This is a genomic window from Streptomyces sp. NBC_01426 (assembly GCF_036231985.1).
Classification (GTDB): Bacteria; Actinomycetota; Actinomycetes; order Streptomycetales; family Streptomycetaceae; genus Streptomyces.
The window spans coordinates 7,467,866-7,480,643 of the sequence record NZ_CP109500.1 but is presented as its reverse complement, the minus strand read 5'-3'; the positions used below and the strand labels follow the sequence as shown (position 1 = coordinate 7,480,643).

Annotated in this window: 10 protein-coding genes and 3 pseudogenes; 6 read left to right on the top strand and 7 right to left on the bottom strand. The window is 69.2% G+C overall.

Annotation, left to right across the window (positions count from 1 at the left end):
- Positions 1–137: 137 nt before the first annotated feature.
- Complete coding sequence (locus OG906_RS33535; RefSeq protein WP_329447780.1) at positions 138–1,778, bottom strand: MFS transporter; 1,641 nt, start codon at positions 1,776–1,778, stop codon at positions 138–140.
- 374 nt (positions 1,779–2,152) lie between these two features.
- Between OG906_RS33535 and OG906_RS33530 the strand changes: the two genes are divergently transcribed.
- On the top strand, positions 2,153–2,350 hold the full coding sequence (locus OG906_RS33530; RefSeq protein ID WP_329447779.1) for a hypothetical protein: 198 nt from the start codon (positions 2,153–2,155) through the stop codon (positions 2,348–2,350).
- A gap of 190 nt (positions 2,351–2,540) precedes the next feature.
- On the top strand, positions 2,541–4,046 hold the full coding sequence (locus OG906_RS33525; protein WP_443067475.1) for a GMC family oxidoreductase: 1,506 nt from the start codon (positions 2,541–2,543) through the stop codon (positions 4,044–4,046).
- A gap of 47 nt (positions 4,047–4,093) precedes the next feature.
- Here OG906_RS33525 and OG906_RS33520 read toward each other — a convergent pair.
- A pseudogene (locus OG906_RS33520) lies at positions 4,094–4,229 on the bottom strand (helix-turn-helix domain-containing protein); the annotation flags it as partial.
- A 138-nt stretch (positions 4,230–4,367) separates the two neighbouring features.
- Between OG906_RS33520 and OG906_RS33515 the strand changes: the two are divergent.
- The 4 genes and pseudogenes from OG906_RS33515 (at position 4,368) to OG906_RS33500 (ending at position 7,541) form a co-directional block, all read left to right on the top strand.
- On the top strand, positions 4,368–5,195 hold the full coding sequence (locus OG906_RS33515) for an inositol monophosphatase family protein (RefSeq protein ID WP_329447777.1): 828 nt from the start codon (positions 4,368–4,370) through the stop codon (positions 5,193–5,195).
- A gap of 62 nt (positions 5,196–5,257) precedes the next feature.
- A complete protein-coding gene (locus tag OG906_RS33510; protein ID WP_329447776.1) occupies positions 5,258–5,854 on the top strand; it encodes an NADPH-dependent F420 reductase in 597 nt (198 codons plus the stop codon).
- Between the two features lie 56 nt (positions 5,855–5,910).
- A pseudogene (locus tag OG906_RS33505) lies at positions 5,911–6,050 on the top strand (ISAzo13-like element transposase-related protein); the annotation flags it as partial.
- Positions 6,051–6,584: 534 nt separating this feature from the next.
- On the top strand, positions 6,585–7,541 hold the full coding sequence (locus tag OG906_RS33500; RefSeq protein WP_329447775.1) for a helix-turn-helix domain-containing protein: 957 nt from the start codon (positions 6,585–6,587) through the stop codon (positions 7,539–7,541).
- 117 nt (positions 7,542–7,658) lie between these two features.
- On the opposite strand, the gene OG906_RS33495 is transcribed toward OG906_RS33500, so the two are convergent.
- The 5 genes and pseudogenes from OG906_RS33495 to OG906_RS33475 all read right to left on the bottom strand — a co-directional run.
- On the bottom strand, positions 7,659–8,363 hold the full coding sequence (locus OG906_RS33495; RefSeq protein WP_329447774.1) for a CDP-diacylglycerol diphosphatase: 705 nt from the start codon (positions 8,361–8,363) through the stop codon (positions 7,659–7,661).
- Between the two features lie 771 nt (positions 8,364–9,134).
- Positions 9,135–9,716 carry a hypothetical protein gene (locus tag OG906_RS33490; RefSeq protein ID WP_329447773.1) on the bottom strand — a complete coding sequence of 194 codons (582 nt, stop codon included), beginning with the start codon at positions 9,714–9,716 and terminating at the stop codon, positions 9,135–9,137.
- 446 nt (positions 9,717–10,162) lie between these two features.
- Positions 10,163–10,735, bottom strand: coding sequence for a snapalysin family zinc-dependent metalloprotease (locus OG906_RS33485; RefSeq protein ID WP_329447772.1), 573 nt, complete (start codon positions 10,733–10,735; stop codon positions 10,163–10,165).
- Positions 10,736–11,457: 722 nt separating this feature from the next.
- On the bottom strand, positions 11,458–11,940 hold the full coding sequence (locus OG906_RS33480; protein WP_329447771.1) for an aldo/keto reductase: 483 nt from the start codon (positions 11,938–11,940) through the stop codon (positions 11,458–11,460).
- Between the two features lie 196 nt (positions 11,941–12,136).
- Positions 12,137–12,669 (bottom strand): annotated as a pseudogene (locus OG906_RS33475) (dihydrofolate reductase family protein); the annotation flags it as partial.
- Positions 12,670–12,778 lie beyond the last annotated feature (109 nt).

Below are 12,778 nucleotides of genomic sequence, written 5' to 3'. Positions count from 1 at the left end.
GCATTGTCCTGATTGACGGTCGTGGATCTGGCTCAGCTTGTGTGGTGCCGGTCCGAAGCCAGAGCGTCGGCACGTCGCGCCCCCGGATCGCCAGTGACGTGATGTGCCGAGCGTCCGGTCGGCCAGGTCGAAAATCCTCAGGCTCCCGGTCCGGTCGGTCTCTCGGAGGCGGAGGTGGCGGAGGTGGCGGAGGCGGCGGAGTCCTCGGTGTAGTAGCGCCGTAGGAGTTCCCGCTCGGCGTCCCGGTGCGGGTACTTGAAGAAGATCAACAGCGCACCCAGGGCGACGGCGCCCAGGCCGACGGTGTACGCCCAGTCGTCGCCGTGGAGGAACGACTGGCGTGCTGCCGCGACGATCTGGTGAGCGTACTCGGGGTGCTGCTGGGCGACCTGCCCGGCAGAGGCGAACGACTTCGTCAGCTCGCTCCGGACCTGGTCCGACACCTCCTTGCTCTCGGGAGAAGCGGCGATCGCCGCGCTGAAGGCCGAGGCGTAGCCGGCGATGAGGAGCACGCCCATGACGGACTGCATGATGGCCCCGCCGAGGTCCCGTTGCAGGTCCGCGGTGCCCGAGGCCATGCCGGCCCGTCGCACGGGCACGGATCCGGTCAGCGAGTGCGATGCGGGCGTCCCGGCCAAGCCGGCGCCGATGCCGATGAAGACGTAAGCGAGGCCGATCTGCCAGTAACTGCTGTCCTCGTCCCAGAACAGCAGCATCCAGGCGAAGGCGAGGAAGAGGGACAGGTAGCCGATCAGCAGGGTCGTTCGGGCGCCGTGTGTCTCGACCAGCTTCGCGGACCGTGGTGCCACGAGCACCATCATCACGACGAGGGGGAGGATGGCGGCGCCGGCTTCGACGGCGTCGTACTCGAGCACATTCTGCAGGTACTGCATGCTGATGAACGCCGACCCCATCATGGAGCCGAACACAATGATTCCCGCGCATGCGGCAACCCAGAACGTGCGCCGGCCGGCGATGTGAAGGTCGTACAGCGGATTGGGAGCCCGACGCTGGCGCCAGATGAACGCCACCCCGGCGGCGAGGGCGACCACGACGAGGCCGACGGCCAGTGCCCCCTGGTTGGGGACGACGGCGAAGTTGATTCCCAGCACCAGTCCCGCGATCAGGAGGACGGACAGGATGCCGCCGAGGTTGTCCACCGGTTCGGCCGACTCGTTGGCGTGTGCGGGGATGAACAGCAGGGCCATGACCAGCGCGACCGCGGCGAGGGGCAGGGTGACCAGGAAGACCGACCCCCAGTAGAAGTGTTGGAGCAGCGCGCCCGCGATCACCGGCCCGAGCATGGAGATGCCGCCCCCCAGGGCCGACCACAGCGCGATCGACTTCGTCCGCCCCGGCCCCGCCCACAGGGCGGTGATCAGCGCCAGGGTCGTCGGGTAGGCCATGCCTGCCGAGACTCCGCCGAGGATCCGGGCCAGCACGAGGACGGTGTCGTTCGGCGCGTACGCTGCGAGCAGGCAGGCGGGGATGGACAGAGCGATACCGAGGACCAGCAGCAGCTTGCGCCCGTGACGGTCGCCGACCGCACCCAGATAGAGCACCGATGCGGCCAGGCCGAGGGAGTACCCCACGGCGACCATGTTCAGGGCGGTCTGGGAGGAGTCGAAGGCCTTCCCGATCGCGGGCAGCGCCACGTTGGCCACGGACAGGTTCAAGTTGGCCACCGCGGCAACGATGATCAGGGATGCCAGAACGAGCGGCGCCCGGGCCGGGGCCTCACGCGGAACGTCGATGCGAGGCGCGCCGTTTTTCGACATGGAACCTCCGGGGCGAAGTAGGGCTTCGCGAGAGTCTTGCCTGATCCACCGTGCTGCACATCGCCCCATTGGGATGACACGCCACCGTCGCCGACTCGGTCGGCTCGCCGCGCCCGCGCCGACGTGGGGTGCGCCGGGCAGTGCCGTGCTTGGACCAGCCTGACCTCATGCTGTGCGACGCCGACGGTCTGGCCACTTGTATGGCACGGTCTCGCCGCTGGTATGGCGCTGAGGTTCCGAACGAACGTCGCGGAGGTTCAAGTGCGTGCCGTGTCGGTGTTCCTAAGATTCGACGGCAGGAGGGAAACCCGGGCTGTTCCTGGACGGGTACACACCAAGGACAAGAAACTCGTGAACAAGAGAAGTCCAGCCGCATGGCCGTCATCGCAGGTACCGGCGCCGACATGAACATCCCCAACGGGGTGGTCGGCAATGGCTGGACCGGGCGTGCCCAGGCCCGTCGGATCAAGGTGATCGTTTGTCACCGGGCCACCTCGGTGTCCGTCAGTACCAGCAGCGCGCGCGGCCTGTCTCCGGACAGCCCTGCTCCACTGGAGCCCACTCGCTGCTGATCAGCCGGTTCCACGCCTTCTGCGCGCCGAGCTCGGAGGCGCCCGAGCGAGGCACGGGGCCGACCTGAAGAGAGCCATCCCAGATCTTCGGCCCCTCGAGTACATGCAAGCAATCAGCTCTTTGATCGTCGATGAGCTATTTCCTGAAGCCCGGTGGTCGGACAGTGCTGCCGTGGGAAGCGGAGACATGATGGGCCAGAGTCCTTATGACTATGTCGTGGTGGGAGCAGGGACAGCGGGGTGCGTGATTGCCTCCCGGCTTTCGGAACGCCCCGGCGTGCGGGTGCTGTTGCTGGAGGCGGGAGCCCGGGACGCGACGGAGCCGATGGCATCTCCATGGGGGTTCCTGGGGTTCGACCCGTCATCCCTCTGGCTGGGCGCCTCGACCGTGCAGGCCGGTACAGGCAGGGCCGCTGACGTGCTGCGCGGTAAGGCTCTCGGCGGATCGTCGACCATCAACGGCCTCTACCACCTGCGGGGGCACCGCTCCGGTTACGACGAATGGCCCGGACTCGGTGCTCCGGGCTGGGGTTTCGACGATCTGTTGCCCTATTTCCGCCGCAGCGAGAGCACTCGCAGTCGTGATGCCTCCGTGCGGGGCACGGACGGGCCGGTCGTGGTCGCCCCGGTTCCGGAACCCCATCCCCTGGCCACGGCGGGCGTCGATGCCGCGGTGCAAGCTGGGTTCTCGCGTGCCGATGACATCGGCGGCGGGCTGGAGACCGGGTTCGGGTGGAGTGACATGAATCTGCCCGGCGGCGCCCGCCAGAGCGCGGCCGACGCCTACATCCGACCGTTCCTCGACCGGCCGAACCTGGACGTCGTCACGGACGCGACAGTGCAGCGGCTGCGCATCACCGCGGGCCGCTGCACCGGCGTCGAGTACACCTTGGGTGGCGAGCACCTGTCCGTCGAGAGCGCCGAGGTCATATTGACCGCGGGAGCCATCGGCTCCGCGCACCTCCTGATGCTGTCAGGGATCGGCCCGGCACGACACCTCGGCGAGCACGGCATCGACGTCGTCGCCGACCTGCCGGGAGTGGGCTCCCATCTGCAGGACCATCCGATGGCAGGCGTGGTGTACGAGGCCAGTCGGCCCGTACCGTTCCTTCCTGCCAACCCACCGGCCGAAATGATGGGCCTGCTGCACAGCGACCCCGCCGCGACCCGGCCGGACCTTCAGGTCTACATCGTCGCCGCACCGCTCCCGTCGGCATGGGGCCGGCCTCCGGCCAACGGCTACTCCATCGCTTTCTCCGCGATGGCTCCGTACAGCAGCGGCACGGTGCGCCTGGCGGACGCCAATCCCGCCAGTGCTCCCGTCGTCGACCCCGGCTACCTGAGCGATGACCGTGACCTGGAGGTCATGCGCAAGGGCCTGGCAGTGGCACGCCGCATCGGGGAGGCCGACGCGTTCGCCGACTGGCGCAAGCAGGAAGCGATGCCGGGCTCCGGGACGAGCGGCGAATCCGTGGACGCGTTCATCCGCACGGCCACCGGCCCCTACTTCCACTTCACCGGTACCTGCCGCATGGGAACCGACGCCGAAGCCGTCGTCGACCCTGCGAACCTCCGCGTACGTGGGATCGCCGGACTGCGGGTCGCCGATGCCTCGGTGATGCCGTCCATCCCCTCCGCCAACACCAACGCGAGCGTCTACGCCATCGCCGAACGGGCCGCCGAACTACTCGCCTGAGCCTTCTTCCGCGCCCACGGCGCTTCCACAACGCGCTTCGTCGCCGTCGTCGTGCGCCGAAAGCGGCCCAGACTCCGGCTCAGCGCCGGGGCTTTGACATGCAGACGCACGGCCCCGTCCGGCCACGCTGCCCTCTTCCAGCAGCGCGTCGAGCGCAGGGGGCAGGTTCGAATCCAAGTGCATGCGAGTAATTCTTGCCGTGCTTGACATGCATTTGAAGTTAATGGTGGGGCTCTATACCTTCGAGACGAAAGCGCGAGAAGCAACGCGCAGTTCGGCCCCGACCGGCCTCATCACCCCACCTCAGACAGGAGCACCACCATGTCCGAAACTCTCCAGACCACCGATGTCGCCGATGTCGCCATCCCCGATGCCGACCTGCTCGATCAGACCGTGATCGCCGTGCGCGCCGCCGGTTCGGCGTTGCGTGAGCGCTTCGGTGAGGTGGTCCGCTATGAGAGCCGCGAGGAGTTGATGCGCGCGCTCGCCGTGAACGACGACGCGGCGCTCGACATCCTGCGTCCCGCCCTGTCCGGTTTGCGGCCGGAGGCCGGTTGGGTGGAGGACGAGTTGGACGGTGGGGCGCTGCCGCCGGGTGAGTGGTGGGTGGTGGATCCGGCCGAAGGCAATGTCAACCACTTGCACGCGCTGGCGGACTGGGCGGTGACCGCCACCCTCGTGCGTGAGAATCAGCCGGTGCTCACCGTGGTGCACCTGCCGTTGACCGGCGAGACCTACACCGCGCTCGCCGGCGCCGGCGCCCACCTCGACGGTCGCCCGCTCCACGTCTCCCCGACCACGGACCTCGGCCTGGGCATCGTGGCCACCAGCCAGGCCCGCCCGGACGAGGACGAGAAGATCGTGCGACGCGTGGGTTCCTCGATCACCGCGATGCTCTTCGACGCGCTCGTCGTTCGCACCTCCGTGCCCGCGACCCTGCACCTGGTGAACGTGGCCGCCGGCCGGATCGACGCCTTCTGGCAGTTCGCCGGCGCCCGCGCGGACCTGCTCCCCGGCGCCCTGCTCGTCACCGAGGCCGGCGGACGGATCTCCGACGCCGAGGGCCGCCCCTGGACCCCGCACAGCGGGAGCTTCCTGGCCGCCGCGCCCGGCATCCACACCGAAGCCGTCACCACACTCTCACGCTGACCACGCACCACAACCCGCACCCCGCACCCCGCACCCCGCACCCACGCAAGGAACACGACTCCATGACCACGATCGCAGTACTCGGAAACGGCCGCGTCGGCGGCAACCTGGCCACCGCCCTCACCCGAGCCGGGCACGAGGTGACCGTCGCGGATCGCACCCCGGGCGCCGCCGCCGACGCCGCCCGGACAGCCCGGATCGTCATCAACGCCACCCCCGGCGCCGGCTCACCGGAACGCCTCACCGCCCTGCGCGAGGAACTCCGGGACAAGATCCTCATCGACGTCTCCAACGCCACCATCGACGGACCGGACGGACTGCCCGCCGACCTGATCCACCCCGGCTCAAGCCTCGCCGAGCAACTCCAGGAAGCACTCCCCGACACCCGCGTCGTCAAGACACTCAACACCATGCTCTTCCCCGTCATGACCGCCCCGGCCGCACTCACCCAGACACCCACCGCCTTCCTCTCCGGCAACGACCAGCAAGCCAAACAGACCGTCCGCGAACTCCTCGTCGACCTCGGCTGGCACAAGGAATGGATCACCGACCTCGGCGACATCCACACCGCCCGCGCCACCGAAGCCGCCATACTCTTCGTCCCGCACATCATCCGGGCCCAAGGATTCACACCTTTCGCCATCTCGGTCGCCCGCTGACTGTCGAGCCGCGCCAGTTGCGGGTGACCGGAGCCGGCGCGGGCATCGATGGGTCGTTACGTCCGGCCGGTGAGCCGGTACCGGTCGGAACACACGACTTCCAGGACAGGCAGGGCCTGGCCAGGCGATCCCCTACGGGATCCACGACATCGCCGCGAACACCGGCCGGGTCAGCGTCGGCACCGATCACGACACCCGCCGCGTTGGCGGTCGCCTCCACCTGCCGTTCGCGGCGGCCCCGAGGCAGGCCCGCCGGCCGGGAGCGTTGCCGGCGGGCTTCATAGCTCTACGTCACGTCGCCCTGGCGCTGTTCCATCAGGATTCCAATGACGATGTAGCCGAGCATCTGGTCGGCAAACTTGCGCCCGGCGGAGATGGACACCCGTGGCCAGGAGTTGATGGAGCGAACGCGACTCCTGGTGATCGGGCTGCGAGAAGCCTGATCACCAGGAGTCGCGTCTCTCGTCGCCGAACTGGGCCACCGACACCACGGCACGTACCCGGACGACCAATTCCTCATCTCGCCGATTCGCAAGCATCAGCTCTGCCCCTCGACCACTGCCATGCGGGCCGTCCGTAGGAAGATTGGCACAGCGCCGCCCACGTGAGCCATGGCCACGCCTACGGAACACGATCACCACAGGGTGGCGTTGGAGCAGTGAATACGAGGAATCGGAGAGGGATGCACAGGACTGGAGCGGAAGTCGACGGCGCGAGCGGGGTGTTCGCAGTGGACTCGACCGTCCCGGGCGCCGCACCGCAGGGACTCGACGCCTTCCGGCGCGGGTGGGAGACGCAGATCGGCGACGATGTTTTCCAACTGCCGGCCTTCAGCCCCGACACGATCGGTGACTTCCGGGTCAAGGGCAAAGTGGCCAAGGTGCATGGCGCGGCGATCGCCGATCTTCACGCCGCGTCGGCAACCCGGACCGCGGACGTCCCGGGCGGCGATCAGGATCTGGTTGCCATGTACATCGTGCGGCGCGGCGCATGGACACTGGGCGGCCCGCCCGCTTACGGCGACCAGTCCGTGTCGGCCGGGCAGTTCCTCATCCGGCACCTCGGGAGCCTGACGGCCTTCGAGACGACGGCGGACCTCACGGCGAAGTTCCTCGTCCTGCCCCCCGGCGAGCTCAAACCCCTGCTCGGGAACCGGGTCATGATCGGGTCGGCGCACTCGGCCGAGATGCGCTTGCTGACGGCCCTCACCGACATGATCCACGTAACCGTGGCCGACCTCGGCCCGGCCGGTGTGACGGCTGCCCAAGGCACCCTGATCGAGCTGGCCAAGGCGGTGGCGAAGGGCCGGTTCGACGACGTGGAACCCCGGCTGGCTCCCGCTCTCGCCCAGGCGGCCAAAGACCTCGCGGACCGTCGGCTCGCTGATCCCGAGCTTTCACCAGCGATGCTTGCGCGTGAACTCAACGTCTCCGTCCGTACGCTGCATCGGGCATTCGCCGCGGTGGGTGAGCAAGTGACCACCTACATCCGCCACCGGAGACTGCACGAGGCCCGGCTCGCCCTGGCCGCGCCGTCAGGGCGTCTGAGCATCTCGGAACTCGCCGCACACTGGCAGTTCGCGGACGGCAGTCACTTCACCCGAGCCTTCAAGAAACACTTCGGTCAGACTCCCACTGAATACGCACGTTCGACCGAAGCAGCCACACTCTTTCCGCCGCGTGCCTGACGGCGTCCACCTGGGACGGGACACCGACCCCCGGGCGCACGGAGAACGGACCGCACCGGCCCACCGAGGCCGGTGCGGGGCCACCACCCCTGGCCGCCGGGCCTTCGCGGACCGGCGTCAGTACACGAGCAGACGGTCGCAGGTGGTGGTGCCGCTGGGGAGTGAGGCGTCGCTGTTGAGGACGTAGAAAGCGTTGTCGAAGGCGGTCGGGGTCATCCTCGGCACGACGACCAGCGTCTGGCCCGCCATCTGGAGCCCGAACCGCCGCACCACGTTCGTGTTCAGCAGGGCGAACAGGTTTGTCGTCAGCGCCGGGAGCCGCAGGATCCGGTAGGTGCGGTCCCCTTGCGTTCCCGTCACCAGCGACTGGTACTGGGTGTCTCCCCACTGCGAGGGGTGTGTTGCGACCCGGGCCGCCGCGTCCAGGGCCTGCAGCCGCAGCTGCGTGCTGTCTCGGACGCCGGCCATGTGGATGTGCAGCTGGTTGAGCTGCCGGGCGGCCTGCGAGTTGATCCCCAGCCCGATGTAGCGGTATTGCACGGGAACGTCGCCGCCCCTGCGGGCGTTCTCCCAGGCCTCGTGCCAGTAGTTCGCGACGTTGGGCGTCAGCAGGAACGGGCACTCGATGCCCGTGATCCGGCAGGTGGGGATGGTCAGGTAGTTGTGCGTCGATACGGGCTCGCCGTGCAGCACCACGTGGTTGGGGGTGGTCTTGAGGCAGTCCGCCTTGTGCCCGCTGGGCGGGACGATCCCCTGCGTGCAGTACTGCACGTCCTGCCACAGCGGGTCGGTGTCCGCGGGACTGCCGCAGAGGGCTTGCATGTGGGCCGGGGGGCACGGGCTCGGGCCGCCGGGAGGCGGCGGATTCGTCGGACAGGGACAACACGACGAACCGCCGGAACCGGGCGGCGGACACGCCGCCGCGGACGCGCTGCCGCCCGCCCCGGCCAGCAGGGCACCCGCACCCAGGGCACCGGAAAGCGCCACGAACTGACGCCGGGGCATGCCGTTCGGCGTACCGGTCGCATTCATGCAAGGACTCCGATGGTCGACGACCTCTGCTTCGACCGACCAACCTAGGCGCCGGACCGCCCGCCTCCCGGGAAGGTGCGGGGGAAGCGCCCAGGATTGCGCCGGAAGGCCCAACAACACCGGCCCGCGGGGCTCAGCCGGTCGCCGGGGCGAGGGCGCGAAGCCGTTCCAGGCGGACGCGACTGCGTACGTCCATCGCCACGTACGTGACCAGCCGGCATCCAGCGAACCATCGGGACGGGGCACCATCAGTCGCCTGTACGCAAACGCGAGATCACCGGAGCAACCGTTCCCGCCCTCGGAACGCTTTCACTCGAGCTGGAGGAACGGGGGACCACACGAGACCGGGGACCGGGTTGGGGACGTGATCACCTGTGCGCGCAGTGCGGGCGAGCGCCCGCCCGTGCACGACGCCCCAACCAGGACCGTGACCATTTCATGCTCATCAGGCAGACGGGACCTGACCGGACCGTGGCCCCGGACCGGCTGCCACGGAAGTCGGATCAGCGGCTGCTGCTCAAGGCCCGGAGCCTCATGCCGGCCCGCCTCCCGTTTGACGGTTCAGCGCATGCGGACGGTGACCTCGGGGAGCGGCACGTCGGACAGGTTGAGCTGGAGCCCGGTCATGGTCAGATCGGTCTGCGAATCGCCCAGCGCGTTGGACGGTGCCCGGGTCGTCCCGCGCGCGTGCACCAGCAGGTACCAGCCCCCGCGCTTGTAGCTACGGGAGGTATCGGCGCTGTCGCGGTGCGGGTTCAGCACCCAGCCCTGGCGCTCCAAGTCCGCAGAGATCTCCTTCACTTTGGACTGCGCGGCGGCCTTCTCCAGGACGGCGGTCCAGCCCGTCCTGTTCAGGTCGGGTCCGGCCGGGACCGTCGACTTGCCCTGCTCCGGGTCGAGGCCCGCCGCGCGGACCGCCGTCCGGATCACCTCGTCCACCTCGTCGCGGGTGAGGGCGGGCGACGTGGGTTCAGGCTCCGGCACGGGCGCCGACGCGGATACGGACGGCTCGGTCACGGGCGCCCCCAGATGCACGCGCCCGTCGTCGTCGATCTGTACCTGGTTCGGCAGGATCACCGCGGCCAGACTCACGACCAAAGTCGCGGCCAGCGCGATCCACACCCTCTTCAAGAACGCGTTCAACGTGAGACTCCCCCCGAAAGATCATTCGGGGGGAGTCTCACACATCCCGCTCGGCGCCCGACAGCCAAGCCCCGGGAGCAGAATCCGCTACTTCGCGCTCTCGGCTGTCAGCTTGTCGAACTCGTCCGGGATGTCGAGCCGTTGCCCTTGCCGGAGTTGACGGTGAGCATCGTGCCGTCGACACGTCGAGGCGCTTGATGCTCTGGTCGTGGATGGCCTGGCGTCCTCTTCGACCCACGGCATCTCACCGATCTCCCTGATCCGCCTGGTCGAAGGCGCGCGCACGCAGGCCCAGCAGCTGCTCTGAGAGCTTCACCAGAGTGGCCGGGAAGCCGAACTCACCGTCCGATCCCTGCTGTCGCTCGGCGAGTCCATCGGTAGTCGATCCGATCCCGGCCGCCTTGAGCCGCCAAGCCCCGCACCGGCCCACCCGGCGACCCCGACGGTCAGGGGGCGTCGATGAGTACCCGGCCGTCGGTCGGCACGGTTGCCGCGAGGCCGTTCGCGTACGCGTTCTGCACGCGGGACCGCTCCGTCGCATTGGGTACGGCGTTGGTGCAGGCCGTCCCGGCGGTGGACCCGGACATCAGCTGGGAGCACGGCCCCGGCTTGGTGTCCGGCAGGCCCAGGCTGTGGCCCAGCTCGTGCGCGGCGATGCGCGTCTTGTCGTACCCCTGACTCACGGCCTGCGCACCGAGTTCGACTCGTACCTGTCGCCCCGGACGGACCGGGCCGAGGGTGGCCTGCGGCCAGCCGGTGGTGGCCACGATGACGATCTCGGCCCGGACCCCGGGCGCGGCCTCCACCAGCCGAACGTTGCCGACGTTCGCGTTCCAGGAAGCGACCCCGGCCGCGATGGCCGCTTCCCATCCGCCGGCCCGACTGTCGTCGTACCGGAGCGTCACCACCGCTGCGGTGGCGTCCGGTATGGGCGCGGGTGCCGCGGTCGCGGCGGTTGCCGCCGCGAGAACCATCGCGGCGGCGGAGGTGCCGACTTTCAGCCAGGTGCCCAGAGACATGGTCGTCTTCCTTCACGCGTGGGGGACCCGGCCCCTCGGCGGAGCCGGGGCACTGGAGAGTCCGCCACCGCCCGCCTGTGGCCCGCGCGTTCGGACAGCCGCCTCTCCGGAGCCCTAAGAAGGTAGCCCCGCACCCCACCAACCCGTGACGCACCTGCCGGCCAATTCCCGCAGGCACTCCAGCCGATGCCCGGTCAGCGGGCGCCATTACCCAGGGGGGTCGCGCGGACGTGCTCGACGAGCCGGCCGCGGACGGCCGCGTCGGCGCAGCGGGCGGCTTGCGGACGGCCAGGCCGCAGAGACAAGGCCGGGGACCGTCGACGAGGCTCTCCCGAAGGAAACGTGACCACGCGGGCGGGAATTGGGGCGCCTGGATGGAGAAGCACACCGTCCCGGTGGATGCGATCGCACTGAACTTCCACGACGCCGCCGTGATGGCATGACAGCTCTGCGACGAGGGTTGACTCGCCCCCGAGGCGCTGTCCGAACTCGCGCGGACGGACGAGCGCGTTTTCCCGGTGGACTCGGGCAGCCGGCTGTCGGTCGCGCTGCCGGTCGTCTCCGTCGCCCCCAATGGTGACCTTGGAGACGGCGCACACGCCATCGGCTCCGGATACCCGAACACCTCGGTGTCCTTCGGGATGACGACCCTGGTGCCGGGCCCCCGGGCTCCCGCTCGGTCCTCGCCTACAACTCCTCGCTGCGGGCCCGAGGGAAGCGGGTCAGGAAGCGCGGCGTCGCAATGAGGGATCTGTGATCGCGGGTGCGGGAGTCGGGTTCTTCTCCTGTGGTGCGAGGTCCACTCCGGGGGACACGATGGCATCGATGGCGTCGAGGATCTCTGCGGGCAGGATGGTGTCAGCGGCGGCCAGTTGGGAGTGCAGATGTTCCATGGTCCGGGGGCCGATCAGGGCGCTGGTGACCAGTGGGTGGGCGGTGACGAAGTCGAGCGCCATCTCGATGTGGTCGACGCCGAGCCGACGCAGGCTGTCATCAAGGGCCTTGGCGAGCCAGCGACGCGAGGCTCCCTGGTGGTTGTGTTCCTCGCTCATGGGCAGGGCAGCCTTCGTGGCGAGCATGACGTCATCCCGGCGCGCGGCGAGCGCCTCGCCGACCATCTCTTCCGATTGTCCGCGGCTGTACATGTCGGCGGTGTCGATGAGGTCGCACCCACCGCCGGCCGCCGCGAACTCGACGCCCTCCACAGCGCTGCGAACGCGCCCGGGTACGCCGCCCCGCCGACCCGCTCTGCGCCGTCCCCACCCGGCTGGGCAACCTGGTACGGGCCTCGGAGCGCCGCATCGCCGGCCGCTACGGTTTCGACCCGGCCGTCGTGTGGTCCGCCCTGCCGCGGGTGCTGCCCGAAACCCATGCTGCTCGCAGCCGAACAGGCTCGGGCGGCCTCACCCGATAGCGCAGGTGCAGCACCCGGTTGCCCTGAATCACCACGTCAGGATCCTCCAAGAGGTTCAGCGCGTGGATCGACCCGAAGTAGCGCTTGCCGGACCCGAACACGACGGGTACGACGTCCATGCGCACCTCGTCGATCAGGCCCGCGGCACGCACCTGGCCAGCGACGTCGCCGGCGGCGACCTCGACCACGCGGTCACCCGCAAGTCCTGCGCCTTGGCCATGGCCGCCTCGACGCCGTCGACGAAGTGAAACGGCGCCTCGGGGTCCCAGCCCTCGGGCTCCGGCCGATGCGTCACGATGACCACGTGGTCGATCCCGCCCGGCGGCTTCCCGTCCCAGCCGTCCGTCAGGTCGAAGACGTGGCGGCCGACGATCGTGACTCCGATCTGATCCCAGTACGGCCGGGTGTGGTCGTAGGACGTCTGTGACACCTTCAGCACGCCGCTCTCGTCCAACGGGACGTCACCGCTGGACAGCCATTCCAGTGTCGCCGTCACCGCAGCCCGAAGCCGGTCGCCCACGCGGTCGACACTGCCGTTCTGGATGCTGATCTGTGCGCCCTCCAGGAGAAAGGTGATCTCCGCAGAGGTATCACTGGGCACTTTCGCGCCGGCCTTGTCGCACATGTCC